Raw genomic sequence first — 26387 nt, forward strand, 5'->3', positions numbered from 1 at the left:
TGTCCTCGACGAGCTCGGCTATCTGCCATTCGCCCAGTCCGGCGGCCAGTTGCTGTTCCACCTTGTCAGCCGTCTCTACGAGCAGACCTCGGTCATCGTCACCACCAACCTCGCTTTTGGTGAATGGCCCAGCGTCTTTGGGGACGCCAAGATGACCACCGCCTTACTCGACCGCCTCACTCACCACTGCGACATCGTCGAGACCGGCAACGATAGTTGGCGATTCAAGAACCGCGCCTGAACGCCCCCTCAACACACCTCACAAGAGGGTCCCTTTTGCGTGCCGATCTGGGGTCCCAATTCAGTGCCGATTGACAGATCAGCGGCGCCTCTGCCAGTTCTGCCAGGCGTAGTGGCCGTTCGTGCAGGCTCAGCGGATGGCGCAGCGGTACCGCGGCCACGAGGCGCTCGTTGCGCAGGATCGTACGTTCCACGGCGGGTTCGTCGAAGGGGATGCGCCCGTAGCCGACATCGATGCGTCCGTCCTTCAGGGCGGCGATCTGGTCCAGCGTGTTGAGCTCCAGCAGTGTGAGTTCCACCTGCGGACGCGCGGCACGATAGGCGCGGATCATCTCGGGCAGGCGGCCATAGAGAGTGGAGGCCACGAAGCCGATGCCGAGGCGCAGCTTCTCGGCCTCATGCAGGCGGCGGCTGATCGCCTTCATCTCGTCCACGCCCTCGAGCACCTGCACCGCCTGCCCGAAGAGCAGCCGCCCCGCATCGGTGAGGCGGACCGGCCGCGTGCCGCGCTCGAACAGCACCACGCCCAGCTCTTCCTCCAGCTGCTGGATCTGTCGGCTCAGCGGCGGCTGCGCGATGTGCAGCAGCTCCGCCGCGCGGGTGAAGTTCCGCTCACGAGCCACGGCCACGAAGTAGCGGATCTGCCGGAGTTCCAGTCGATACCTCCTGGGTATGGTGGAGACCGATTTGGTCTTGGATTGCTGCGCTGCACCCGGTGAATAAGTCCGGAAGCAGGAGGAAAATAATGGTCCAGGTATCGTCCGGGAAGTCGCCATGGCATCCCAGGCCCGCTTTCCGCTCCGACATCCCGCATCCCCTCGTTCCGGTCTAGCGCACTCGCGCGGGGTCCGGCGCATGGCCAGGAGTCGCTGGCCATACCGCGCCCGCACCAGGCAGTCCGGGACCAGAATATACAAGGAGGCAAACGATGCTCGATTCCGTGCAGCAAGTGATCGATACGGCACTGGAAGACGATGCCAACAACGGCACCTACCGTGTGGCGCGGGACATCTTCACCGATCCCGCGCTTTTCGAGCTGGAGATGCGGCATATCTTCGAGGGCAACTGGATCTACCTGGCGCATGAGAGCCAGATCCCGAACAAGAACGACTACTTCACCACGCATATGGGGCGGCAGCCCATCTTCATCGCCCGCAACCGAAATGGCGAGCTGAATGCCTTCATCAACGCCTGCTCCCATCGCGGCGCCATGCTGTGCCGCCACAAGCGGGCGAACAAGAGCAGCTTCACCTGCCCCTTCCATGGCTGGACCTTCAACAACTCCGGCAAGCTGCTGAAGGTGAAGGATGGCGAAGGCGCAGGCTATCCCGAGAGCTTCAACAAGGATGGCTCGCATGACCTGACGAAGGTGCCGCGCTTCGAAGCCTATCGTGGCTTCCTCTTCGGCAGCCTGAATCCCGACGTCCTGCCGCTGGCCGAGCATCTGGGCAAGGCGGCGAAGATCATCGACATGATCGTGGACCAGTCGCCGGACGGGCTGGAAGTGCTGCGCGGCTCCTCCTCCTACATCTATGACGGAAACTGGAAGTTGCAGACCGAGAATGGTGCCGACGGCTACCATGTTTCCTCGGTCCACTGGAACTACGCGGCCACGACGCAGCAGCGCAAGCAGCAGGAACAGGGCGACAAGGTGCGCGCCATGGATGCCGGTGGCTGGGCGAAGCAGGGCGGCGGCTTCTATTCCTTCGAGCATGGCCACCTGCTGCTCTGGACCAACTGGGCCAATCCACAGGATCGGCCGAACTGGGAGCGGCGCGAGGAGCTGGCGGCGCAGTACGGCCAGGCGCGCGCCGACTGGATGGTGCAGCGGTCGCGCAATCTCTGCCTCTATCCGAACGTCTACCTGATGGACCAGTTCTCCTCGCAGATACGCACCTACCGGCCAATCGCGGTGGATAAGACCGAGGTCACGATCTATTGCATCGCGCCGAAGGGCGAGGCACCCGAGGCGCGCGCCCACCGCATCCGCCAGTACGAGGACTTCTTCAATGCTTCCGGCATGGCGACGCCGGACGACCTGGAGGAGTTCCGTGCCTGCCAGATGTCCTACATGGCGCGCAATGCCCGCTGGAACGACATGTGCCGCGGCGCGGCGCATTGGATCAAGGGCGCCGACGAGGCCGCCGAGGCGATCGGGCTGAAGCCGCTGATGAGCGGGCTGCGCACCGAGGACGAGGGCCTCTTCGTGCTGCAGCACGCATACTGGCGCGACGAGATGCGCAAGGCCCAGCTCCTGGAAACATCGAAGGGCTGAGGAGGAAACCATGTCCATCACGCTCGAAGCCCCGCCTGCCGCCGGACGGAGACTGCTCTCCACCGAGGATGTCCGGCAATTCCTGTACCGCGAGGCGCGCTGCCTGGATGATCGCGACTGGGACGGCTGGCTCGCCCACTACGCGCCGGATGTCGAGTTCTGGATGCCGGCCTGGGACGACGACGACGGGCTGACCGAGGACCCGCAGTCGGAGATCTCGCTGATCTGGTACGGCAACAAGGGCGGGCTGCAGGATCGTGTCTTCCGCATCCGCACGGAACGCTCCAGCGCCACCAGCCTGCCGGAGCCGCGCACCTCGCATAACATCAGCAATGTGGAGATCCTGGAGCAGACGGAAGGCGAATGCCGCCTGCGCTTCAACTGGGTAAACCTCAGCTTCCGCTACAAGACGACCGACACCTACTTCGGCACCTCCTTCTACACGCTCGACACCCGCGGCGTGCAACCGCTGATCACCCGCAAGAAGGTGGTGCTGAAGAACGACTACATCCACCATGTCGTCGACATCTACCACATCTGAAGTGCAGGGGAGGACAGCATGAGCAACAGGATCGCCCTGAACTTCGAGGATGGCGTCACGCGCTTCATCGATTGCGGAGCGGGGGAAACGGTGGCGGACGCCTCCTACCGCGCGGGCATCAACATCCCGCTCGACTGTCGCGATGGTGCCTGCGGCACCTGCAAGTGCCGCGTGGAGGCCGGGACCTATGACGGCGGCGACTATATCGAGGACGCGCTGACCGAGGAGGAAGCGGCGGAAGGCCAGGCGCTCGCCTGCCAGATGCGGCCGAAGAGCGACTGCGTGGTCAGCATCGCTGCCTCCTCGGAAGTCTGCAAGACGGCGGGCCAGCGCTTCGAGGCGAGTCTGGCGAAGGTGGAGCGCCTGTCGGACACCACCATCGCCTTCTCGCTCGAGGGCGCTGGCTGCGTCACCTTCCTGCCCGGCCAGTACGTGAACGTGCAGGTGCCGGGGACGGAGGAGCGGCGCTCCTACTCCTTCAGCTCCACCCCGGGTTCGGATGTCCTCTCCTTCCTCATCCGCGACATCCCACAGGGCAGGATGAGCACCTTTCTGCGCGAGCAGGCAAAGCCTGGGATGCTCATGGACATCGTGGGCCCGTCGGGGAGCTTCTACCTGCGCGACCTGCGCCGGCCCGTGCTCTTCCTGGCGGGCGGCACGGGCCTGGCGCCCTTCCTGGCCATGCTGGGGCGGCTGGAACAGACCGGGACAGGCGGGCATCCGGTGCATCTCGTCTTCGGCGTGACCAACGACGCGGACCTGGTGGAGCTGGACCGGCTGGAGGCCTATGCCGCCAGCATCGCCGGCTTCACCTTCGCCACCTGCGTCGCGGCCGAGACCAGCGCGCATCCGCGCAAGGGCTATGTCACGCAGCACATCGAGCCGGAGCGCCTGAACGGCGGCGACGTGGATATCTACCTCTGTGGCCCGCCGCCGATGGTGGATGCGGTACGCGGCTGGCTCACCGAGCAAGGGGTCACGCCCGCGAACTTCTACTACGAGAAGTTCTCGCCCAGCGGCGCCGTGGCGGCGACCGGCGAATCCCACCGGAAGGCGGCCTGAGATGGGAACGCGCATCTTTGAGGGCCGCTTCACCGGCAAGGTCGCCGTCGTCACCGGCGCGGCGCAGGGCATCGGCCGGGCCACGGCGCTGCGTCTGGCGCGGGAGGGCGGCAGGGTCGTGCTTGTGGACCGTTCGGAGCTGGTCGCCGAGCTGCGGCAGGAGATCGAGGCCGGGGGCGGCAACGCCCTGGCTGTCACCGCTGACCTGGAGAGCTATGCCGGCGCCACCTCTGTCATCGAGCGGGCGCAGGAGCACCTCGGCCGCGTCGATATCCTGATCAACAATGTCGGTGGCACGATCTGGGCCATGCCCTATGCCGAATACGCGGAGGCGCAGATCGAGGCGGAGATCCGCCGCTCGCTCTTCCCGACGCTGTGGTGCTGCCGCGCCGTGCTCCCGGCCATGGTCTCGGCAGGAGGCGGGGTGATCGTCAACCTCTCCTCCATCGCCACGCGTGGCGTCAACCGCGTGCCCTATGCGGCGGCGAAGGGCGGGGTGAACGCGATCACCGCCTGCCTCGCCATGGAATATGCCGCGCACAACATCCGCGTCTGCGGTATCGCCCCCGGCGGCACCGAGGCGCCGCCGCGCCGCATCCCGCGCAACCTGCAGGAGATCGGGGAGCAGGAGAAGGCCTGGTTCCGCGAGGTGGTGGAGCAGACCCTCTCCTCCAGTCTCATGCACCGCTACGGCACGACCGAGGAGCAGGCTGCCGCCATCCTGTTCCTGGCCTCGGACGATGCCTCCTACATCACCGGCGTCACCCTGCCCGTCTCGGGCGGCGATCCCGGCTGACAGACCGCCAATCCCGCCACTGTGCGGGCGGCCAAACAGGAGGAAGAGGACAATGACTGACAGCGTGATGGCGATGCCCGAGGTGCAGACGCTGCTGACCAAGCTCAGCGGCTTCGAGCAGGCCAATGGCGATGCGCGGATGAAGAAGATCATCAACCGCATCGTTGCCGATGTCTTCAAGATCATCGAGGAGTTCGACGTGCAGCCGGACGAGGTCTGGTCCGCCGTCGACTACCTGACCCGGGTGGGGCAGGCGAACGAGGGCGGCCTGCTGGTGGCCGGGCTCGGGCTGGAAACCTTCCTCGACATCCGCATGGACGAGGCCGAGCGCAAGGCCGGCATCGAGGGTGGCACGCCGCGCACCATCGAGGGGCCCCTGTATATCGCCGGTGCACCGCTCTGCAAGGGCGAGGCACGGCTCGACGACGGCAACGAGCAGGGCGAGGTCCTGTTCATGGACGGGCAGGTGCGGGACGCGGACGGCAACCCCGTCGCCGGCGCCATCGTCGATGTCTGGCACGCCAATACCCTGGGCGGCTATTCCTTCTTCGATCCGTCGCAGGAGAAGTACAATCTCCGCCGCCGCATCGAGACGGATGCCGAGGGCCGCTACCGCTTCCGCTCCATCCTGCCCTCGGGCTATGGCCTGCCGCCGGAAGGGCCGACGCAGGAACTGCTGAACCATCTCGGCCGTCACGGCAACCGGCCGGCGCATATCCACTTCTTCGTCACCGCGCCGGGCTTCCGCAAGCTGACGACGCAGATCAACATCGATGGCGACAAGTACCTGCATGACGACTTCGCCTTCGCCACGCGTGACGATCTGATCCCGCCCGTCCGCCGCATCGACGACCCGACCGAGGTCCATAAGCGCGGCCTGAATGCGCCCTTCGCCGAGATCAGCTTCGACTTCGTGCTCAACCGCGAGGCGGCCGCCGCGCCCAGCACGGAGATCCACCGCGTCCACGCCGCAGCCGCGTGACGCCGCCACCCGGCCGCCCTGTTGCGGCGGCCGGGTCCCCACGGCCTCCCCTTTCCAAGGTTATGCCCATGCTCGACAGCCCCATCACAGCCCCGGCCGACCTGCGGCGTGACCTGGCCATCGCCTCGGTCCGCAGCACTATCGTGGACGTGCCCACGGTGCGGCGGCACAAGCTCTCCTCCCTGTCCGTCACCGCCCAGAGCTATGTCATCGTCGAGGTGAAGCTGGCCAACGGCGTCACCGGCATCGGCGAGGCGGCGACGCTCGGCGGCCCGCGCTGGAGCGAGGAAAGCGTCGAGAGCATCAAGGCGAATATCGATACCTATCTTACTCCGGCCATCGCCGGCCTGCCGGCGGACCGCTTCGAACTGATCGGCATTCAGCTCGATGCCGCCGCCAAGCGCAACACCGCCGCCAAGTCCGCCATTGAGACGGCGCTGATGGATGCGGTGGGCAAGACCCTCGGCATTCCCGCCGCGCTGCTGCTGGGCGGCGTGGTGCGCGACCGGGTGCCCGTGCTCTGGACCCTGGCCTCGGGCGACCCCGTGCAGGAGGTGGAGGAGGCGGAGCGCAAGATCGCCGCGCGCCTGCACAACACCTTCAAGGTCAAGATCGGCGCGGAGGCGCCGGCAACCGACCTGGCCCGGCTGCGCCACCTCGCCATGGCGCTCGAAGGCCGCGCGACACTGATCGTCGACGCCAACCAAGCCTGGGACGAGACCACGGCGCTGCGCTGCCTGCCGGTGCTGGCGGAGCTCGGCGTCACGTTGGTGGAGCAGCCCGTGCCAGCCTGGGACCTGGACGGGCTCGCGCGGCTTCGCCGCCGCTCCTCCGTGCCGCTGATGGCGGACGAATGCGTCTTCTCGGCGCATGACATGCTGGCCGTGGCGCAGCGTGGCGTGGCCGACGTGGTTTCGCTGAAGCTGGTCAAGCATGGCGGCCTGCTGAACACGCGCAAGGTCGCCGCCGTGGCCGAGGCCGCCGGGATCGGCCTCTATGGCGGTTGCCTGCTGGAAAGCTCCATCGGCGCCTCGGCGCATCTGCAGGCCTTCGCCGGGCTACGCAGCCTCGCCTGGGGTTGCGAGCATTTCGGGCCGCAGATCCTCACCGACGATCTGGTGACGGAGCCGCTGCGCTTCGAGGATTTCCACATCCACCTCCCCTCCGGCCCCGGCATCGGCGTCACCCTCGATCAGGACAAGCTGCGCCGCTACGCGCGGGCCTGAACCTCATAAGGACGGTTTCCATGCTCTATTGCGTCCAGATGGACATCCACGTGCCACACGATGTGGACAAGGATTCCTTCGAGCGGCTGAAGGCCCAGGAGAAGGCCGTTTCGCAAAAGCTGCAGCGCGAGGGCAAGTGGCCGCATATCTGGCGCGTCACCGGCCGCTACGCCAATGTCAGCATCTTTGACGTGGCCGACCATGACGAGCTGCACGCCATCCTTTCCGGCCTGCCGCTCTTTCCCTTCATGCAAATCACCGTCACGCCGCTCGCGAGGCATCCTTCCTCGATCGCGTGACGTCCCCCCGCGCCGCCACCTCCGTTCGCGAGGTGGCGGCGTGGCCACTGCCGGTTGTGATGACAACGATAATCCCCAAACAGGAGGACTTCCGGTAATGAGCACCGCACGATCCATCGACGTCCAGGAACTCATCAACACTCATCCCGTTTCGCGCTTCCAGGGCATGGTCATGGCGCTCTGCTTCCTGGTCGTGGCCATCGACGGCTTCGACACGGCTGCCATCGGCTTCATCGCCCCGGCGCTGCGCGCGCAATGGAGCGTGACGCCGGCACAGCTCGCCCCGCTCTTCGGCGCCGGGCTGTTCGGCCTCATGGTCGGCGCCTTCCTCTTCGGGCCGCTGATGGACAAGATCGGGCGCAAGCGCGTGCTGCTCGGCGCCACCGCCTTCTTCGGTGCGGCGACGCTGGCATCCTGCTTCGCCACCTCGGTCGAGTCCCTGGTGGTGCTGCGCTTCGTCACCGGGCTTGGCCTGGGCGGCGCCATGCCGGCCGCCATCACCCTCACCTCGGAATTCTGCCCGGAACACCGGCGCTCGACCCTGGTCACTCTGATGTTCTGCGGCTTCACCATCGGCTCCGCCGCGGCGGGGCTCGCGGCCTCGCATATCGTGGCGGCCTATGGCTGGCAGGGCCTGCTGGCGCTGGGCGGCCTCCTGCCGCTGCTGCTGGTACCGGTGCTCTGGGTGCTGCTGCCGGAATCGCCGCGCTACCTGGTGCTGAGGGATGCACCGTCCGCGCGCATCGCCGCCATCCTCTCCCGCATCGCGCCCGGCGTCCTGCTGGACGGCGCCGTCTTCACCGGCATCCGCCGGGCCAAGGGCTCACCCGTGGCGCAGCTCTTCCGCGGCGGCCTGGCCACGGGTACGCTGCTGCTCTGGCTCGCCTTCTTCATGAGCCTGCTGGTCTTCTACCTGCTTTCCTCCTGGCTGCCGCTGCTGATCACCACGGCAGGCTTCTCGGTCGCCAATGCCTCGCTGATGGCCGCCACGCTGGCGACCGGCGGCACGGTGGGCGCCATCATCATCGGCCGGCTGATGGACCGCTTCGAGCCGCACCGCGTGCTGGCGGCGTCCTATCTCCTGGCCGGCTGCTTCGTCGCCCTGCTCGGCAGCACCACGGCGCAGCCCGGCCTGCTGGTCTTCGCGATCTTCGGCGCCGGCTTCGGCGTCGCCGGGGCGCAGGTCGGGCTCAATGCGCTGTCCGCCGCCTACTACCCGACCGCCAACCGCGGCACCGGGGTGAGCTGGGCCAATGCGGTGGGGCGGATCGGATCCGTGCTCGGCTCCATGGTGGGCGGGGTGCTGCTGTCCCTGGGCTGGGGCCTCGACACGGTGTTCAGCGTGGCTGCCGTGCCGGCCTTCATCGCGGCCCTGGCCATGCTCGCCATGGCCTCCGTCAGGGACCGGGTGGCGGCCCCGGCGGTGACGGTCAGCCCGGCAGCCTGAACTCTATCAACCGGGACGTCGCGATGGCCCGGGAAGCCGCCCGGGCCTGAACGCAGCGCAGATATCATGGATGGGAGTGTCCTGATCATGGTACGGAAGCACCCCCGCATCGCCATCATCGGCGGCGGGATCGGCGGACTGACCCTGGCACTGGCGCTACGCCAGCGCGGGCTGCGCGCCGAGGTCTACGAGCAGGCCCAGGTCCTGGCAGAGATCGGCGCGGCCGTGGCGCTTTCCGCCAATGCCACGCGGGAGCTGGACCGGCTGGGCCTGATGCCGGCGCTCAGCGCCGTGTCCGCCGAGCCAACGGAGCTGATCTATCGCGACTGGCGCGACGGCCGCCGTATCGCCGCGCATCCGGTGCGTGAGGGAGGCGCCTACCGCGCCCGGTTCGGCGCCCCCTATTTCGGCATCCACCGCGCCGACCTTCAGAAGGTCCTGAGCGGCGCCCTGGGCGGAGAGGGCCTGCATCTGGGGCACCGCCTCGCCTCGGTCGAGGAAGCGGGACCGGTGCTGCGCCTGGGCTTCGCCAACGGGCATGTCGCCGAGGCGGATCTGGCGATCGGCGCCGACGGCGTTCGTTCCATCCTGCGTCGTTGGATCACGGGGCGCGAGGAGACACTCTATTCCGGCACCAGTGCCTTCCGCGGCATCGTGCCGGTGGATCGCCTGCCCTCGCTGCCGGACCCGCAGGCCATCCAGTTCTGGATGGGGCCGGGGGCGCATCTCCTGCACTACGCGATCGGTGGCGGGGGCGGACATGTCAACTTCTTCGCCGTGACCGAGGGGCCGTGCCCCTGGCCGCGCCGCGACGCTTGGCTGGACGAGGCCTCACGGGAGGAGGCGCTGGCGGCCTTCCATGGCTGGCATCCCGCCGTGACCGAGATGATCGGTGCCGCCACCCATTACGCGCGCTGGGGCCTCTTCGTCACCCGGCCGCTGCCGCGCTGGTCGCGCGGGCAGGCGGTTCTGCTGGGCGATGCCGCGCATGCCATGCTGCCCCATCACGGACAGGGTGCGAACACCACCATCGAGGATGCCCTGACCCTGGCGGAACTCCTGGGCCGCGGCGAGGCTATGGAGACGGTCCTGCCGCGCTACGAGGCGCTGCGCCGGGCCCGAACGCGCAAGATCCAGCGCAGTTCCTGGATCACCAACGCGCTGCTGCACCTACCCGATGGGCCCGGCTTGGCGGAGCGCGATCGGCGCATGGCGTGCTTTCCCGAGGATTTCGGCTGGATCCACGGCTTCGATGCCCTGCAATCGGCGGGCGGGCCGTCCAGTCCCTCCCCGTCGCAGGCCAGGGCGGCGTGAACCGGCTCGACGGCATCGCGCCACTCCTCTTCGTGGGCATCTGGGCCACCGGCTTCGTGCTGGCGCGTTTCGTCGGCCCCTATGCGGAGCCGCTGGCCTTCCTGACCCTGCGCTTCGCCCTGAGCGCCGTCGTCTTCGCCCTGCTGGCCCTGGCCGCCGGCGCCCCGTGGCCCCGGTCGGCGCGCGCCTGGGGCGCGGCGCTGCTGTGTGGGGTGCTGATGCAAGGCGCCTATCTCTTCGGCGTCTTCTGGTCGGTGCGTCACGGCCTGCCGGCGGGGATCGCCGCGCTGGTGGGTGGCCTGCAGCCGCTGCTGACCGCCGCGCTGGCCATCCCACTGCTCGACGAGGCAGTCGGGCCGCGTCGCTGGCTTGGCATCGGTCTCGGCTTCGCGGGGGCGGCGTTCGTCCTCGCGCCGGGCCTGGCTGTTCCGGGCACGGTCCATCCGAGCCTGGACAGTGGCGGACTGCCGCTGCTGCCGCTGGCGGTCTGCCTAGGCGGCACCCTGGCCATGACCCTGGGCACGATCCTGCAGAAGCGCACCGGCTCAGGCGGCGACCTGCGGGCTGGCGCGGCCGTCCAGTTCCTGGGCGCCACGCTGGCCATGGCCCCGGTCGCCGCGGCGACCGGGGAATTCCACTTCGGCTGGGCTTGGCAGGCCTGGGCCGGGTTGGCCTGGGGTGTCCTCGGCCTTTCGGTCGGGGCCATCGGCCTGCTGTTGCGGATGATCCGGCGGGGTGCCGTGTCCGGCGTGGCCTCGCTCTTCTACCTCGTGCCACCGGCCGCCGCGCTGATCGCCTATCTGGGCTTCGGCGAACGCCTCGGGCTCCTGCAGATCGCGGGGATGGGCCTCGCCGGCCTGGGCGTCGCGCTGGCCAGCCGCGCCGGCCCCGCCCCTACCCCCCGCGCACCTCACGCCTCCGACAGGTCCGGAAGGACCGCCACGACTTCCCTTCCTGGACGATGACCATGCAACGCCGCTCCCTCTTCCGTGTCCTCCCGGCCCTCGCCCTGGCCACCTGCGGGCCTGGCCTCGCCTTCGCCGAGGCTGCCTGGCCCGCCCGCCCGATTCGTCTCATCGTGCCTTTCCCGCCGGGTGGGGCCATCGACGCCATGGCGCGCCTTCTGGCCCCGGTCCTCGCCAGCACGCTGGGCCAGCCCGTGGTGGTCGAGAACCGTGCCGGTGGCGGCGGGACGATCGGCACGGCGGCGGCGGCGCAGAGCACGGACGCACATACGCTGCTCATGGTCTCCATGGCGCATGCGGTGAACCCGGCGCTATCGCCGCATCTCCCCTATGACGGGCTGCGCGACTTTGTCGCCGTGGCCCCGGTCGCGGTGGTGCCGAACCTGCTCGTGGTGCCGCGGGGAAGCCCCTGGGAAAGTCCGGCCGATGTCATCGCCGCAGCGCACCACAACCCGGGTGTGCTGACCTATGCCTCCGCCGGCAGCGGCACCTCGATCCATCTCGCGGGCGCCCTCTTCGCGGCACTGTCCCGGATCGAGCTGACCCATGTGCCCTACAAGGGGTCCGGTCCGGCCCTGTCCGATCTCGTCACGGGCCGGGTCGACATGATGTTCGACAGTCTGACCTCGGCGGCGCCGCAGCTCGCCTCGGGCCGGCTGCGGGCCCTGGCGGTGACCACCAGCCGGCGTATCGCCGCCCTGCCCCGCCTGCCGACGCTGGCCGAGGCCGGGGTCGCCGGCTACGCGCTCGATCCCTGGTTCGCCATGCTGGCGCCGGCCGACCTGCCACCGGAGGGACAGCGCAGGATGGAAGCCGCCGTGACAGGCGCTCTGCGGGACCCGGTCTTGCGCGATCGCCTCGCCGGCATCGGCGCGGAGCCCATGGATGGCGGTGCCGAGAGCCTCGACCGTCTGCTGCGCCAGGAAACCGCGCGATGGAAGGATCTGGTACGGGAACTGTCGATCCGGCCCGACTGAACGATCCGCGCCAAGCGGGGCGCCCAACAACACGGATCACAAGAAGGCGGCGATGGGAACGGTGGTGGTGAACACGGCTTTCATCCTCTTCGCCATCCCACTGTCTTTCATCCTCCCGAAGGTGGATGCGAGGCGCATCCTGCTCGCGATGTTTGGCCTCGGGGTCGCCCTGTGCATCGGTCTGGCCAAGAGCGGCGAGAACTGGACGATGGTCTTCATTCTGATCGCCGCATCGGGCTTCGGCATAGGTGGACAGCAGATCGCACTCAATTATCTCGTATCCGGAATCTATCCCGCGGAGCTGCGCGCCACCGGAACCGGATGGACCATCGGGATCGGCCGTACCGGAGCGATTATCGGCTCGGCGGCTGGCGGTTGGCTACTCCAGCTCGGTGGGCCTTCCGGCTATTATCTTGCGTTGGCAATGCCACTGGTCGTTGCTGGACTCGCAGTCGCCATCATCCAAATGCGTCATACCCCAACACGGTCGCGCAGTGTCTCTGCCGCGCACTAATACGCGCCACGCTTCCCCAGCGCGTACGAGGTTGCCCGCTTCGCGCGGGGGTGGTGGCATCCTCGGGCCGACGCGGCGTACCGGCGGTGCCGATGGCGTGGGGGCCGCCGGCGCGCCGCTCCCTGCCATCTCGCGTGCCGCCGCCCAGCGCAGCCAGCTGCGTACCAGCCGGTCCGGCAGGCCCACTGTCCAGTGCGTCGAGAACAAAGCCTGCATGGGCCGTCGGCAACACCCGCCAGCCGATGGTGAGGCATGGCCGCCATTCGTTCGAGGCCATGCCGAACGCGGGCAAAGGCAACGTAGACGAAGCCTTGCCACGCCACGCCGCCGGTGAAATCCGACAGCCACAGCACGTTCGGCGCCGACGCCCGGAACTGCCGGTCTACCTTATCCGCCGGACACGGCGTGGCCGGGTTCGAGACCGTGGTCCTCGTCTCCCTCCCGCTCACCACACCCCGTAGACCCATGGCGCGTATCAGCCGCTCCACCGTGCAGCGGGCCACCTTGATGCCCTCGCAGCCGAGCTTCCGCCACGATCTACCCTCAGTTGACGAGATCGTCCGAAGCCGATCTGAATCTGAGCAAGTTGCTGTCCTTGCGTGCAGATGTGTCTACACCGCCCAGATTTGCGTACTGATCCGGCTGATCATTGATTGCCAGCCGCAGAGGATGAGAGAAATCTTCCGGTGACCTCAGGGTCCTGTCACACGCTGGCCGTCGGCCCGTCCTTTTCCGCAGAAGGCATGAGCATGAACACCATCCCCAACTCGCTCGCCGCTCGCGACATCGCCACGCTGGTGCACCCCTACACCAATCTGGCGAAGCACAAGTCCGAGGGGCCGCGCATCATGAAGCGCGGCAAGGGCGTGCGCGTGCAGGACGACAACGGCAAATGGTATCTGGAAGGGATGGCCGGCCTCTGGTGCGCCTCGCTGGGCTTCGACGAGCCGCGCCTCGTCGAGGTCGCGGCGAAGCAGATGGCGGAGCTGCCCTACTACGCCATCTTCAACCATGCCTCGCACCAGCCCGCGATCGATCTGAGCGAGCGGCTGCTCGCCATTGCGCCGAAGGGGCTGACCAAGGTCCTCTATGCCAATTCCGGCTCCGAAGCGAACGACAGCGCCGTGAAGATGGTGTGGTACTACAACAACGCCATCGGCAGGCCGCAGAAGAAGAAGATCATCGGCCGCTTCCGCGGCTATCACGGCGTCACCGTGGCCTCCGCCAGCATGACCGGGCAGGAGATCAACCACAAGGACTGGGATCTCCCCCTCCCCGGTTTCCTGCACACCGACTGCCCCAGCCATTTCCACTATGCGCTGCCCGGCGAGAACGAGGAGCAGTTCGCCACGAGGCTGGCGCAGAACCTGGAGGAGCTGATCCTCCGCGAAGGGCCGGAAACGGTCGCGGCCTTCATCGCCGAGCCGGTGAACGGCGGCGGCGGCGTGATCGTGCCGCCCGCGACCTATTTCGCGAAGATCCAGGCCGTGCTGAAGAAGTACGACGTGCTGTTCATCGCCGACGAGGTGATCTGCGGCTTCGGCCGCACCGGCAACATGTTCGGCTGCGAGACCTTCGGCATCGTGCCGGACATGATGACGGTCGCCAAGGCGCTCTCGGCCTCCTTCCTGCCGATCTCCGGCCTGCTGATGACGGAGGAGATCTTCGAGGCCATCGCCCGTAACAGCGACAGGCTCGGCACCTTCGGCCATGGCGTCACCTATGCCGCGCACCCGGTCTGTGCCGCCGTCGCGGCGGAAACGCTGAAGATCTACGAGGAGCGCGACATCCTGGGCCATGTCCGCAGCGTCGCGCCGCGCCTGCAGGAAGGGATTCGCGGCCTGCTCGACCATCCACTGATCGGCAATGCGCGGGGCGTCGGCCTGATCGGCGCGGTGGAGCCGGTGAAGGACAAGGCCACCAACGAGGCCTTCCCGGTGGGCGAAAAAGTCGGGCAGATGATCCAGCAGGCGGCCTGGGAGCGCGGCATCATCGTGCGCGGCATGCGCGGCGACGGCATCGCCTTCTGCCCGCCGCTGATCATCACCGAGGCGGAGATCGACGAGCTGGTCGCCGGCGTGCGCGGCGCGCTGGACGACGTCGCGGGAATGCTCTCCTCCCGCGGCCTTTGGCGCGAGGCGGCCTGAGGGCGGGCCACCCTCATAGCCAGGGCGCCCGGCGCCCTGGCTGGCCGCCTCAGTCCCGGTTCGCCTGCCGCAGCAGGGCGTGCATCAGCACGTCGGCCCCGGCGGCGCAGTGTTCCGGCGAGGCATACTCGAACTCGCTGTGCGACAGGCCGTCGCGGCAGGGCACGAAGAGCAGGCCGGTCGGGCAGAGGCCGATCATGTTGAAGGCATCATGGCCGGTGAGCGTGCGCAGCCGCGTCACGGAATGGCCGCGTTCCTTCGCCACATCCTCGATCAGCGCCACCATCTCCGGCGAGAAATGCAGCGGCTGGCGGCGGCGCTCGGCAACGATGCTGACGCCGAGCCCGGTTTCTGCCGCCAGCGCCTCCATGGCCGTGCCCAGGGCTTCGCGCATGCCGGCGATACCGCTCTCCTCGGGATGCACCATCATGACTGAGAGCAGGGCGCGATGCGGGATGTTGATCGCGTTGTTCGGCCAGGCATCGAGCACGACGGGGCTCGCCTTGCCCTCCGGCCCATGCGCCGCGGCGATCCGCTCCACGGCCTCGATCAGCCGGCCGGCGCCGGCCAGCGCGTTGCGGCGGCGCGCCATCGGCATCGTCTGGGAATGGCTGTTCTCTCCCCAAATCTCGATCGTGGCGAAGCCCGTGAAATGGCTGTGCGTCACCGCGGCGATGGTCGTGCCGCTCTCCTCCAGCTCCGGCCCCTGCTCGATATGCAGCTCCAGATAGGAATCCACCGGGCGCCCGCCCACCGGCGTGTCGCCCCGGTAGCCGATGCGTGCCAGTTCGTCACCGAAACGCCGGCCGGCGCGGTCCATGCTGGCATGGGCGGTGGCGAGGCCCAGCGTCCCGGCGAAGACCGCCGAGCCCATCAGCCCCGGCGAGAAACGCGCACCCTCCTCGTTGGTCCAGTTCACCACCTCGATGGCGCGCCGCGTGCGGATGCCGGCGCGGTCGATGGCCCGCACCGCCTCCAGCGCCGCCAGCACGCCGAGCACCCCGTCGAACTTCCCGCCCGGCGACTGCGTGTCGAGATGGCTTCCGGCCATGACCGGAGGCAGGGAGACATTGATGCCTTCGCGCCGGGCGAAGATGTTGCCCATGCCATCCACGGTGACGCTCAGCCCCGCCTGCTCGCACCACAGGCGGAAAAGCGTGCGCCCGTCGCGGTCCGCATCCGTCAGGCTCATCCGGTCGCAGCCGCCGCGCGGGGTGGCACCCATGCAGCCCATGGTCATCAGGTCGCTCCAGAGGCGTTCCTGGTCGATGCTAGCCTGGCTCATGCGGAGCTCCTGCGCGGGCGGAGGCGAAAACCCTCCACGGCGCGGCCTGCCCGGACACCGCGCCGCGATCCGGCCTAGTTCGCCGCGGCGACCTTGACGGCGGCAGCCCCGGTGACGGAGGGCGGCGTCCAGTGCCGTCCGGGAATGGAAGCGAGCAGCGCGCGGGTATAGGCCTCGCGCGGGTTGCCGAAGACCTCGCCGGTCGCGCCCTGTTCCACGATGCGCCCCTTCTGCATCACCACGATGCGGTCGCAGATCTGCGCGGCCACACGCAGATCGTGGGTGATGAAGAGCATGGTGAGGTCCAGCCGCTCCTTCAGCTCCTCCAGCAGCGCCAGGATCTGGGCCTGCACGGAGACATCGAGGGCGGAGACCGCCTCGTCGGCGATCAGCAGCTCCGGCTTCATGGCCAGGGCGCGGGCGATGCCGATGCGCTGGCGCTGGCCGCCGGAGAACTCGTGCGGGAAGCGGTCCGCAGCACCGGGGTCGAGCCGCACCAGGCGCAGCAGCTCCCGCGCCTCCGCCAGCGCCTGAGCGCGCGGCGTGCCGTGGGCGATGGGGCCGGCGGCGATGATGTCGCCGATCCGCACGCGCGGGTTCAGCGAGGCGAAAGGATCCTGGAAGACCATCTGGATGCGCTTGCGGAAGGGCTTCCAGTGCCGCCGCGAAAGCAGGCGCAGGTTCGTGTCGTCGAAGCGCAGGTCGCCCCTGTCGGGATGGACGAGGTTGACCACGCAGCGCGCCAGGGTGGACTTGCCGGAACCGCTTTCCCCCACCAGCCCGACCGTCTCGCCCCTGTGCACCGTGAGATGCGCGTCATCGACCGCCTGGAAGGGCGTGCGGCCGCGCCAGTAGGTCTTGCCGAGACCGACCAGCTCCAGCAGCTTCGCCCGTTCGCGCGGTATCCGGGCCTGTGGAGGCCGGTGCGGCACGGCGGCGATCAGGGCGCGGGTATAGGGGTGCCGCGGCGCGTTCAGCACCTCGGCGGCCGGTCCGTGCTCCACGATCCTCCCGCGCTGCATCACCGCCACGCGGTCGGCGATCTCCGCCACCACGCCGAAGTCGTGGGTGATGAACAGCACGCCGGTGCCGCGCCGCCGCTGGATCTCGCGGACCAGCTTCAGGATCTGCGCCTGGGTCGTCACGTCGAGGGCCGTGGTCGGCTCGTCGGCAATGAGGATGGAGGGTTCCAGCGCCAGGGCCATGGCGATCATCACGCGCTGCCTTTGCCCGCCGGAAAGCCGGTGCGGATAGGCACGCGCGATGGCCGGCGGGTCCGGCAGGCGCACCGCCTCCAGCAACTCCAGCACCCGCGCCCGGGCATCCTGGGCGCGGCCATGCACCTCCAGCACCTCGGCGATCTGGTCCTCGACCCGCATCAGCGGATTCAGCGCCGTCATCGGCTCCTGGAAGATCATGCCGATGCGGGAGCCGCGCAGCGCGCGCATCTCGGCGGGAGAGCAGCGCAGCAGGTCGCGCCCCTCGAAAAGGATGCGGCCCGAGGCGACCTTCAGCGCCGGGGGCAGCAGCCCCATCACCGCATTGGCGGAGATCGACTTGCCCGAGCCACTTTCGCCCACCACGCAAAGGATCTCGCCCGGGGAGAGCGACAGGCTGACGCCCTTCACCGCCTCGGGCCGGTCGCCGCCGGGCGGCAGGCTGACGGTGAGATTCTCGATCGAGAGGAGGCTCATGCCGCCACCCCGCGCTTGCGCGAGAGGCGCGGGTTCAGCCAGTCGTTCAGCCCCTCGCCGACGAGGTTCAGCGCCAGCACGGTGAGGAAGATGGCGAGGCCAGGAAAGACGCTCATCCACCAGGCCATGCGGATCACGCTGCGCCCGGCGCCGATCATGAAGCCCCAGGAGATCCGGTTGGGATCGCCCAGGCCCAGGAAGGAGAGGGCGGATTCCAGCAGGATCGCGCTCGCCACCATCAGGCTGGCGAGCACGATGATCGGCGAGAGGGCATTGGGCAGGATCTCGCGGAAGATGATGGCGGTGCGGGAACGGCCCAGCACCTCCGCCGCCTGGACGAATTCCCGCGCCCGCAGGCTGAGGAACTCCGCCCGCACCACGCGTGCCACCGGCGGCCAGGAAACGATGGCGATGGAGAAGACGATGGAGCCCAGGCTGGGGCGGAAGATCGCCACCAGCACCACCGCCAGCACGAAGGAGGGGATGGTCTGGAAGAACTCGGTGAAGCGCATGATCGCATCGTCCACCCAGCCCCCGGCATAGCCCGCCAGCGCCCCCAGCACCACGCCGATCAGCAGTGCCGCCGCGGTGGAAACGGCGCCGATCAGCAGCGAGACCGGCGCGCCATAGGCGATGCCCGCCGCCACGTCGCGGCCCAGCGAGTCCGAGCCGAGCAGGAACCCGTCCTCGCCCGGCGGCGCGAAGGGCATGCCCTGCATGTCCCAGGGCGAGAAGGGGAAGAGGAGCGGCGCCGTCGCCGCCATCAGCACGACGAGAAGCAGGATGACCAGCCCAGCCGCCGCCCCGGGATTTCGCAGCATGGCGCGGAGGAAACCCATCATGCCATCTGCACCCGCGGATCGATCACGAGATAGAGCAGGTCGGTCAACAGGTTGAAGAGCATCACGATCACCGAGGTGCAGAGGAAGACGCCGAGCAGAAGCTCGTAGTCGCGCTGCAACAGCGCATCGAAGGCGAGGCTGCCGATGCCCGGCCAGGCGAAGACCGTCTCCACCAGGATCGAGCCGCCGATCAGGTGGCCTGCCTGGATGCCGGCCAGCGTCACCACCGGCAGCAGCGCGTTGCGCAACACGTGGCGGCGCAGGATGCGCCCCTCGCCGACGCCCTTGGCGCGGGCGGTCTTCACGAAATCCTGGTCCGCCACCTCCAGCACAGAGGAGCGGGTCAGGCGTGCATAGACGGCGAGGTAGAAGAGGCCGAGCGTCAGGGCGGGCAGGACCAGGTGCTCCGCCACGTCCAGCGCCGCGCGCAGCCCGGTGTAATCCGCCCCCACCGTGCTCATGCCGAAGGAAGGCAGCCAGTTCAGCGTGACGCTGAAGAGCAGGACCAGCAGCAGGCCCGTCCAGAAAAGCGGGGTGCAGTAGAAGACCATGGAAAGCGCGGTGATCAGGCTGTCCCAGACCGTGCCCGCCCGCGTCGCCGCCGCCGCCCCCATCGCGATCCCCGCCGCCACGGCGAAGGCGAAGGCCGTGACCGAAAGCAGCAGCGTGGCCGGCAGGCGCTCCAGGATGAGGTCGGCCACCGGGCGCTGCATCCGGTGCGACACGCCCAGATCCAGTGTGGCGACGCGCGAGACATAGATCCAGAGCTGCTCCGCGAGCGGCCTGTCCAGCCCGAACTGCTCGCGCAACTGCGCCAGGTAGCGCTCGTCTGCCGCGCCGGACTGCCCCGCCATGACGCTGGCCGGATCGCCCGGTGCCGCATGGATGAGCAGGAAGTTGACCACCACCAGAGCGAAGGTCAGCAGCACGAGCTTCAGCAGGCGCTGCGCCAGGAAGCGCAGCAGTTGGTCGCCCCGCATCAGGCCGGCGCCTCAGGCAAGGAACACGTCGTCGAAACTGGTGTGCACGCCGAGCGCCGTGGCCATCATGTTCTTCAGGCGCTTGTCGTAGAAGGTGGGATAGGCCATCTCCTGGATGTAGAGATAGGGCATGTCCTCGCAGATGATCTTCTGCACCTCGGCATAGGCCTGCCGCCGCACCTCCGGATCGGAGCTGAGCCGGCCCTTCTCGAAGAGCGCATCCACCTTCGGGTTCGAGTAGCCGCCGACATTGGTGAAGGTGACGTGCTTGATGTTGGTGGAGAGGTAGTAGTGCTCCACCGCCAGCGCCGGGTCCGCCACCTGGTAGACGAAGTTCACGCTGGTATCGAACTCCCAGGACGCCATGCGCGCCGCCCAGCCGCCGGCATCGGTCGTCTCCAGCGTCACCTCCACGCCGATGCGCTGCATGCAGGTGCGGAAATACTCCGACAGGCGCGTCCAGACCTCGCCATAGGGCAGCGGCAGGTGCTTGATCGAGAAGCGGATGCCGTTCGCGCCGGGCTTCAGCCCCGCCTCGTCCAGCAGCGCCATGGCCTTCTTCGGATCGTATTCCGGCAGGGAGACCTCCGGATCGCGGAAGCGCAGCGTGGAGACGAAGGGCCCGGTAGCAGGCTTGCCGACGCCGAACCAGAGCCGGTCGTTGATGAACTTGCGGTCGATCGCATGCGACATGGCCCGCCGCACGCGTGCGTCGTCCAGCGGCTTGACCCGCTTGTTGATCTCGAACCAGGAGATCGGCGCGAAGTACTCCCAGCCCTTGGTGGTGAACTCGATGTTGCCCTGCTGACGGAAGCGCGGGATGTCGAAGGGCTCGATGTCATTGGCCTGGGCGATCTGCGTCTGCCCGGTCTGCAGGGCGAGGGCACGGCTCTGTCCGTCCGGCACGATGCGGAAGATGATCTCGTCCAGATAGGGCTGTCCGGGCTTCCAGTAGTCCTCGAAGCGCCGCATGCGGATGAAGTTGCCGCGTTGCCATTCCACGAAGCGGAAGGGGCCGGTGCCGTTGGGGGTCTGGTTGGCCGGATTGGTGCGGAAATCCGTGCCGGCATAGACATGCTTCGGCACGATCGGCACCGAGGTCGCGCCGAGCAGCAGGATCAGCGGCTCGAAGGGCTGCTTCAGCGTGATCCGCACGGTCAGCGGGTCCACCGCCTCGGTCCTGTCGATCACCGTGAAGACGCTGCGCGCGCGGCTCGACAGCGTCATGGCGAAGTCCATGATCGAGAAAACCACATCCTCGGATGTACAGGGCTTGCCGTCGTGGAACCTGACATTGGGCTGCAGCTGGAAGGTATAGACCAGTTTGTCCGGCGATATCTCCCAGCTCTTCGCCAGTTCCGGCACCGGCTCCAGGCTGGAGGAATACTGCACCAGTCCCTGGTACATCTTGGTGGTGGCGTAGATGGTCGGCCCCTGGGTGTTCACCAGCGGGATCAGCACCGGCGGCTCTGGCGTCAGCAGGCTGGTCAGCGTGCCGCCGCGCTTCGGCGCGACGCCCTGGGCAAGCGCCTCGGACACCGTCATCAGCCCCGGCGTGAGGATGGCCGGCGCGAGGCCGGCAGCCGCGGCGGCCCGCAGCAGGTCGCGTCGCGAGCGCGGAGAGGGGTCCGACGGGCTCATGGCATGGGTCTCCGGCCAGCATGGAAGCAGCGGGGATGAAGCGGGCGGGGGGCTCGTGGCGGGCGATGCCTTCTCGCGAGATGTCGTCCTGGGATCGCGCGTCAAACCCTGCTCCCCGTTCAACAGCCCCGAAGGGCATGGATCGAGGCAGCAATATCCATGCCATGGCTTCGCCGCCTGCGTGGCACGCGGTTTGCTCACCCGCATTGGCATGTCCGCGACCACCGAGTTTCGGGATTGCCTTTCCTGCGCCATCCTGCCGGGCGGCAACGCGCCGGCAGGGAGAGGAACGGGTTGCATGGCTGACACCGAGGCCGGGGCGGAGGCCGGTCCGATCACGGCGGATTTCGTGATGCCGCCCGCACCCTCCATCCCGCCGGAGCAGGCACTGTGGCTGCTGCGCCGGCATTACGGGCTGCAAGGCCGCGCCAGGCCGCTCGACAGCGAGCGCGACCGCATCTTCCACATCATGGCGGAGGATGGGCAGAACTGCCTGCTGCGCCTCGCCAACCCGGCCGAGACGGCCGAGGTCAGTAACCTCCAGACGGCCGTCCTGGCGCATATCGCCACACGGGCGCCCGGCCTGCCGGTGCAGCGCATCCTTCCCGCCCTGAGTGGAAGGCTGGAGGAACCCGTGGATTACGGCGCCGGGCGCATGGGGATCGCCCGGCTGCTCACCTTCCTGCCCGGCCGCCCCCTGCGGGACGGGCCCATCGACTCCGCTCAGCGCCATGCCGTGGGCGGCGTCACCGCCCGCCTGGCCCTGGCCATGCGGGACTTCCATCACCCCGCCGCGGGTCATGCGCTGTACTGGGATATCCAGCACCTGCTCCGCCTGCGCGGCCTCGTCCCCTGGATCGGGGATGCGCCCGGCCGGGAACTGGCGCTGCGCGTGCTGGAGGACTTCGCCACGCGGGTGCAGCCGGAACTCGCCACGCTGCGCGCCCAGGTGCTGCATGACGACCTCCATCCCGGCAACATCCTGGTCGATCCGGCGGAGCCGACCCGCATCACCGGGCTGCTGGATTTCGGCGACACGGTCCATACCGCCCTGGTCAACGACCTCGCCGTCGCCGCCAACCACCATGTGGCGCTGGACGGCCATCCCCTGGCCGGGGTGGCCGGGATCGTCGGCGCCTATCACGCCGTGCTGCCACTGGAAGCGCGGGAGGTCGCCCTGCTGCCGCGGCTGATCGCAGCCCGCCTGCTCATCGGGGTGCTGGTGCGATCCTGGCAGGCGAGGGAAACTCCCGGCGCCGTTCCACCCCCTGTCTTCGCACGCGCCGCGCTGGAACGCCTGGTGGCCGTGCCCCTCGACGAGGCGCGGGCCCCGTTGTTCCGGGCCTGCGGCATGGAGATTCCCACGTGAGCGCCACCGCCAGCCCTGCTGCCAACCCCTCCATCGAGGGCGCGCTGCCCGACGAGTCTCTGCTGGCGCGCCGGCGCGAGGCGCTCGGCCCGACCTACCGGCTCTTCTACGACGTGCCGGTGCAGGTCGCGCGCGCCGAGGGCGTCTTCCTCTACGCCCCCGACGGGACGGAATACCTCGACGTCTACAACAACGTTCCCTCGGTCGGGCATTGCCACCCGGCGGTGGCCGAGGCGATCGCGAAACAGGCCGCGATCCTCAACACCCATACGCGCTACCTGACGGACAAGGTGGTGGAGTATGCCGAGACGCTGCTCGCCACCTTTCCGGCGGAACTGTCGCAGGTGATGCTGACCTGCACCGGCAGCGAGGCCTCCGACCTGGCGCTGCGCGTCGCCCGCGCCTGCACCGGCAACACGGGCTTCATCACCACCGCCAATGCCTATCATGGCGTCACCCTGGCGGTGAGCGAGATCTGCCCCTCCCAGGGCAAGGTGGTGGCCCCACATGCCCGCGCGGTGCCGGCGCCGGATGGCTACCGGCAGGAGGGCGATGTCGGCGCCCGCTTCGCCGCCGGGGTGCAGGCGGCGATCGACGACCTCGCCGCCCATGGCATCCGCCCGGCGGCGCTGATCTGCGACATGATCTTCGGCAGCGACGGCGTCTTCACGGATCCACCGGGCTTCATGACGGAGGCCGTGGCCCGCGTGCGCGCCGCCGGCGGCCTGTTCATCGCGGACGAGGTGCAGCCCGGCTTCGGCCGCACCGGAACGCATATGTGGGGCTTCCAGCGCCATGGGCTGGTGCCGGACGCGGTGATCCTGGGCAAGCCGGCCGGCAACGGGCTGCCGCTCGCCGGGCTGGTGGCGCAGCCGCGCGTGCTGGAGGCCTTTGCAGCGCAGTCGCGCTACTTCAACACCTTCGGCGGCAATCCCGTCTGCTGCGCCGCCGGCCTCGCCGTGCTGGAGGTGATCAGGCGGGAAGGGCTGATGGAGAACGCCGTCCGCGTCGGCGCCCGCATGCGCGCCGGGATGGAGGAACTCGCCACCGCCTATCCCGTCCTGGGCGACATCCGCGGCGCCGGCCTGTTCTTCGGCGCCGAGATGGTGCGTGACCGCGCCACCCGCGAAGCCGCGCCCGATCTCGCCGCCCAGGTGGTGAACGGGCTGCGTGCCCGCCGCGTGCTGATCGGCGCCGCCGGGCCGCGCGCCAATGTGCTGAAGATCCGCCCGCCCTTGCCCTTCACCGAGGCGCATGCCGACCGCTTCCTGGCCGCCATGGCCGAGGTGCTGCACGGGCTGCGATGAACCCTCCCCACCGCCACGGAGTTCCCGCCATGGACCAGACCGCCCCCCACCGCGTCGCCGCGACCGGACCCGGCGGAACCTCTCCGGGGACCACGCCCTGGCGGATGGACGCCGTGGAGGTGGCGGCGCTGATCCGCAACGGCGCGCTCTCGGCGCGGGAGGCGGTGCAGTCGTGCCTCGACCGCATCGATGCGGTGAACCCGCAGGTCAATGCGGTGGTGGCCACGATGCACGAGGCGGCGCTGGCCGCCGCCGACCGCGCCGATGCCGCCCGCGCGCGGGGCGAGTCGCTAGGGCCGCTGCATGGCGTCCCGGTGACGGTGAAGGTCAACACCGACCAGGTCGGCTGGCCCACCGACAACGGCACCGTCGCGCTGCGCGACAACATCGCCGCCACCGATGCCCCGGTGGTGGCGCTCATGGTCAAGGCCGGCGCGGTGGTGATCGGCCGCACCAATACGCCCAGCTTCAGCATGCGCTGGTTCACCGGCAACGAGCTGCATGGCGAGACGCGAAACCCCTGGAACGCCCGCCTCACCCCGGGCGGCTCCTCGGGCGGGGCCGGGGCGGCGGTCGCCAGCGGCATGGGCCCCATCGGTCAGGGCAACGACATCGCGGGCTCTGTGCGCTATCCGTCCTATTGCTGCGGCCTCGTCGGGCTGCGCCCCAGCCTCGGCCGTGTGCCATCCTTCAACGGCACGGCCAAGGCGCCTCCCGGCATCTCCTCGCAACTCATGGCAGTGCAGGGGCCGCTGACCCGCCGCGTGCGCGACCTGCGCCTCGCCTTCGCGGTGATGGCGCAGCCGCATTCCGACGATCCGCGCGTCGCTCCCATCGCGACCTTCCCGCCACGCCAGCGCCCGCTACGCGCCGCGCTGGTGGTGGACCCGGCCGGGCGCGGCGTGCACCCCGTCCTGGCCGCCGCCACGCGCTCCGCCGGGCGGGCGCTGGAAGCCGCCGGCTATGTGGTGGAGGAGCGCGAGCCGCCGGAACTCGGTCTTGCTGCTGATCTCTGGGGACCGATCGGTGGACCGGACGTGATCGCCAAGCTGGAGCCGATCGTCGAGGCCTATGGCGACGAGGGCATCAAGCGCGGCCTTGCCTACTGGCGCGGCTGCTGGCCCGAGCGCGACCCCGCTTCCAGCCTCGCCGGGTTGGCCGAACGCAGCCGGTTGCTGCGGCTCTGGAACCTGTTCTTCCAGGACTACGCCGTGGCCGTCATGCCCACCTCCACCCAACCGATCTTCGAATGGGAGGAGGACCTGCGCGATCAGGCGACCAATGACCGCATCATGCAGGCGCAACGCCCCATGCTTGCCGTCTCGGTGCTTGGTCTGCCAGGACTTTCCGTACCCACGGGCCTGCATGATGGTGTGCCGACAGGGGTACAGGTAGTCTCGGCAATGTTCCGCGAGGATCTCTGCCTGGATGCTGCGGAAGCCATCGAGGCACACCACCCGATGCCCACCCCAATCGATCCGCGGGAAGCGTTCTGAAGCCTCAGGCTGCCACGGAGTGGGACCGCGCTGGCGGGCCAGACTTCCCGTGGCTGTATGATGAGCGAAGATGCCGCATCACTCAGCCTCGTGGCAGGAGACACCCTTCTGGACCCGGAAGCGGATGTCTCCGGTCCAGATGCTTTGCTGGCGGAACCACTCTGCCACGGCAACAATCGGCAATCCCAAATCTCGATCACGATCGGCAGTTCGGGGAAGTCGCCGGGCAGGTCGGCGACAGCGGCGGCCTGCCAGGGATTGGTTAGGATCTCCAGCAAGAAGCCGTGCCGCGCCAGTAGAGCAACGCCCCGGCGCCAAGCGGGGCCCTCGGCCAGGCTCTCCTGGCTCCAGCGCAGCCTAGGGTCGGGGGGCCAGCGCAGGGTCTGCCGGATGCCGGCCACGCGGCCGTGACAGGCCTGGGCGGCCAGGATCTCGGCGGCCTCGGGCGCGGCCAGGGGCGCGGCCAGGGGCGCGGCGCCGATGCAGCGCGCGGCCATGCCACCCTGGAGCGGCAGCCTGTCGAGTCACTCGGTCTCCTCGACGGCGGGGTAGACCGGATCCTACAGCGCCTCGATATGCACTGTCGCGACCACACCGGTCCCGGCGATATCGGCCGCGAACTGCGGCACGCCATAATCCTGGCGCTCGCGGACGAGATGACTGTGGATCGGCATGGAATAGGAACCCTGTTGGAGGGGTGATCGGCGTCCAAACGGGACCCCACTGACGGCGGGGTTCACAGTGGTTTCCGGGATGATCGGGAGCCAGTGCTGGGATGCTGGTCGTGGAGACAGTGGCAAAGATCCGGCGCCTGCACCGGGTGCAGGGCAAGTCGATCAAGGCGATCTGTCGTGAGCTCGGGATTTCGCGAAAGGTGGTCCGGAAGGTTCTGCGGTCCGGGGAGACGGAATTCCGCTACAGCCGGGCGCGGCAGCCGCAGCCCAAGCTGGGGCCGTGGCAGGCCGAGCTGGAGCGCCTGCTGGAGGCG

General features: G+C 68.8%; 23 protein-coding genes and 3 pseudogenes. 18 read left to right on the top strand and 8 right to left on the bottom strand.

The features are described 5' to 3' along the window. On the top strand, positions 1–241 hold a 241-nt coding region (locus BT98_RS0118075), incomplete at its 5' end, for an ATP-binding protein (protein WP_027297380.1). Here the strand turns inward: BT98_RS0118075 and BT98_RS25000 are convergent. Next, positions 225–1097 carry a LysR family transcriptional regulator gene (locus BT98_RS25000; RefSeq protein ID WP_323874307.1) on the bottom strand — a complete coding sequence of 291 codons (873 nt, stop codon included), beginning with the start codon at positions 1095–1097 and terminating at the stop codon, positions 225–227. The genes BT98_RS0118075 and BT98_RS25000 overlap by 17 nt on opposite strands. A 71-nt stretch (positions 1098–1168) precedes the next feature. Between BT98_RS25000 and benA the strand changes: the two genes are divergently transcribed. The 12 genes from benA to BT98_RS26745 all read left to right on the top strand — a co-directional run bounded on the left by benA (position 1169) and on the right by BT98_RS26745 (position 12638). Continuing rightward, a complete protein-coding gene (gene benA / locus BT98_RS0118085) occupies positions 1169–2515 on the top strand; it encodes a benzoate 1,2-dioxygenase large subunit (protein WP_027297381.1) in 1347 nt (448 codons plus the stop codon). A 10-nt stretch (positions 2516–2525) separates the two neighbouring features. Further along, positions 2526–3056 (top strand): benzoate 1,2-dioxygenase small subunit, encoded by a 531-nt coding sequence (gene benB / locus BT98_RS0118090; protein ID WP_019461945.1) that lies wholly within the window; start codon positions 2526–2528, stop codon positions 3054–3056. A gap of 18 nt (positions 3057–3074) precedes the next feature. Then, entirely contained in the window at positions 3075–4118 is a 1044-nt protein-coding gene (gene benC, locus BT98_RS0118095) for a benzoate 1,2-dioxygenase electron transfer component BenC (RefSeq protein ID WP_019461946.1), read from the top strand. Position 4119: 1 nt separating this feature from the next. Then, a complete protein-coding gene (locus tag BT98_RS0118100; RefSeq protein WP_019461947.1) occupies positions 4120–4914 on the top strand; it encodes a 1,6-dihydroxycyclohexa-2,4-diene-1-carboxylate dehydrogenase in 795 nt (264 codons plus the stop codon). Between the two features lie 52 nt (positions 4915–4966). Further along, on the top strand, positions 4967–5896 hold the full coding sequence (gene catA / locus BT98_RS0118105; RefSeq protein WP_026033341.1) for a catechol 1,2-dioxygenase: 930 nt from the start codon (positions 4967–4969) through the stop codon (positions 5894–5896). A 68-nt stretch (positions 5897–5964) separates the two neighbouring features. Next, on the top strand, positions 5965–7122 hold the full coding sequence (locus BT98_RS0118110; protein ID WP_026033342.1) for a muconate cycloisomerase family protein: 1158 nt from the start codon (positions 5965–5967) through the stop codon (positions 7120–7122). A 20-nt stretch (positions 7123–7142) separates the two neighbouring features. Beyond that, positions 7143–7421, top strand: coding sequence for a muconolactone Delta-isomerase (gene catC, locus BT98_RS0118115; RefSeq protein WP_019461950.1), 279 nt, complete (start codon positions 7143–7145; stop codon positions 7419–7421). 97 nt (positions 7422–7518) lie between these two features. Continuing rightward, positions 7519–8868, top strand: coding sequence for an MFS transporter (locus BT98_RS0118120; protein ID WP_019461951.1), 1350 nt, complete (start codon positions 7519–7521; stop codon positions 8866–8868). An 87-nt stretch (positions 8869–8955) separates the two neighbouring features. Continuing rightward, positions 8956–10182 (top strand): FAD-dependent monooxygenase, encoded by a 1227-nt coding sequence (locus BT98_RS0118125; protein ID WP_037251486.1) that lies wholly within the window; start codon positions 8956–8958, stop codon positions 10180–10182. Further along, on the top strand, positions 10179–11147 hold the full coding sequence (locus tag BT98_RS25005; protein WP_019461953.1) for a DMT family transporter: 969 nt from the start codon (positions 10179–10181) through the stop codon (positions 11145–11147). Before BT98_RS0118125 ends, BT98_RS25005 begins: the two co-directional genes overlap by 4 nt. A gap of 2 nt (positions 11148–11149) precedes the next feature. After that, on the top strand, positions 11150–12124 hold the full coding sequence (locus BT98_RS0118135) for a Bug family tripartite tricarboxylate transporter substrate binding protein (protein ID WP_115359392.1): 975 nt from the start codon (positions 11150–11152) through the stop codon (positions 12122–12124). Between the two features lie 52 nt (positions 12125–12176). Beyond that, the gene (locus BT98_RS26745; protein WP_019461955.1) at positions 12177–12638 is read left to right on the top strand and encodes an MFS transporter; all 462 of its coding nucleotides are present in this window, start codon (positions 12177–12179) and stop codon (positions 12636–12638) included. 187 nt (positions 12639–12825) lie between these two features. Here the strand turns inward: BT98_RS26745 and BT98_RS28190 are convergent. After that, positions 12826–13171, bottom strand: a pseudogene (locus tag BT98_RS28190) (IS3 family transposase); the annotation flags it as partial. A gap of 216 nt (positions 13172–13387) precedes the next feature. On the opposite strand from BT98_RS28190, the gene BT98_RS0118150 reads away from it, so the two are divergent. Further along, the gene (locus BT98_RS0118150) at positions 13388–14785 is read left to right on the top strand and encodes an aspartate aminotransferase family protein (RefSeq protein ID WP_037251489.1); all 1398 of its coding nucleotides are present in this window, start codon (positions 13388–13390) and stop codon (positions 14783–14785) included. A 49-nt stretch (positions 14786–14834) separates the two neighbouring features. Here BT98_RS0118150 and BT98_RS0118155 read toward each other — a convergent pair whose 3' ends face one another. The 5 genes from BT98_RS0118155 to BT98_RS0118175 form a co-directional block, all read right to left on the bottom strand. Then, entirely contained in the window at positions 14835–16070 is a 1236-nt protein-coding gene (locus BT98_RS0118155; protein WP_019461958.1) for an allantoate amidohydrolase, read from the bottom strand. A gap of 74 nt (positions 16071–16144) precedes the next feature. Continuing rightward, positions 16145–17764 carry an ABC transporter ATP-binding protein gene (locus tag BT98_RS0118160; protein ID WP_019461959.1) on the bottom strand — a complete coding sequence of 540 codons (1620 nt, stop codon included), beginning with the start codon at positions 17762–17764 and terminating at the stop codon, positions 16145–16147. Next, entirely contained in the window at positions 17761–18603 is an 843-nt protein-coding gene (locus tag BT98_RS0118165) for an ABC transporter permease (RefSeq protein ID WP_019461960.1), read from the bottom strand. The genes BT98_RS0118160 and BT98_RS0118165 overlap by 4 nt, the downstream gene beginning before the upstream one ends. Next, positions 18603–19586: an ABC transporter permease gene (locus tag BT98_RS0118170; RefSeq protein WP_019461961.1), complete on the bottom strand. Its 984-nt coding sequence runs from the start codon at positions 19584–19586 to the stop codon at positions 18603–18605. The genes BT98_RS0118165 and BT98_RS0118170 overlap by 1 nt, the downstream gene beginning before the upstream one ends. A 12-nt stretch (positions 19587–19598) precedes the next feature. After that, positions 19599–21227, bottom strand: coding sequence for an ABC transporter substrate-binding protein (locus BT98_RS0118175; protein ID WP_019461962.1), 1629 nt, complete (start codon positions 21225–21227; stop codon positions 19599–19601). A 298-nt stretch (positions 21228–21525) separates the two neighbouring features. Between BT98_RS0118175 and BT98_RS0118180 the strand changes: the two genes are divergently transcribed. The 3 genes from BT98_RS0118180 to BT98_RS25010 are packed head-to-tail and all read left to right on the top strand — an operon-like array spanning position 21526 to position 25399. Beyond that, a complete protein-coding gene (locus BT98_RS0118180; protein WP_019461963.1) occupies positions 21526–22596 on the top strand; it encodes a phosphotransferase in 1071 nt (356 codons plus the stop codon). Continuing rightward, a complete protein-coding gene (locus BT98_RS0118185; RefSeq protein ID WP_019461964.1) occupies positions 22593–23903 on the top strand; it encodes an aspartate aminotransferase family protein in 1311 nt (436 codons plus the stop codon). Before BT98_RS0118180 ends, BT98_RS0118185 begins: the two co-directional genes overlap by 4 nt. 29 nt (positions 23904–23932) lie before the next feature. Continuing rightward, positions 23933–25399 carry an amidase gene (locus tag BT98_RS25010; protein ID WP_115359377.1) on the top strand — a complete coding sequence of 489 codons (1467 nt, stop codon included), beginning with the start codon at positions 23933–23935 and terminating at the stop codon, positions 25397–25399. Between the two features lie 206 nt (positions 25400–25605). Here BT98_RS25010 and BT98_RS28615 read toward each other — a convergent pair. Next, positions 25606–25896: pseudogene (locus tag BT98_RS28615) on the bottom strand (hypothetical protein); the annotation flags it as partial. 278 nt (positions 25897–26174) lie between these two features. On the opposite strand from BT98_RS28615, the pseudogene BT98_RS0118200 reads away from it, so the two are divergent. Continuing rightward, positions 26175–26387 (top strand): annotated as a pseudogene (locus BT98_RS0118200) (IS21 family transposase); the annotation flags it as partial.

Origin of the sequence: Roseomonas mucosa ATCC BAA-692, from assembly GCF_000622225.1 — a bacterium.
In the GTDB taxonomy this organism is placed as follows: Bacteria; Pseudomonadota; Alphaproteobacteria; order Acetobacterales; family Acetobacteraceae; genus Roseomonas; species Roseomonas mucosa.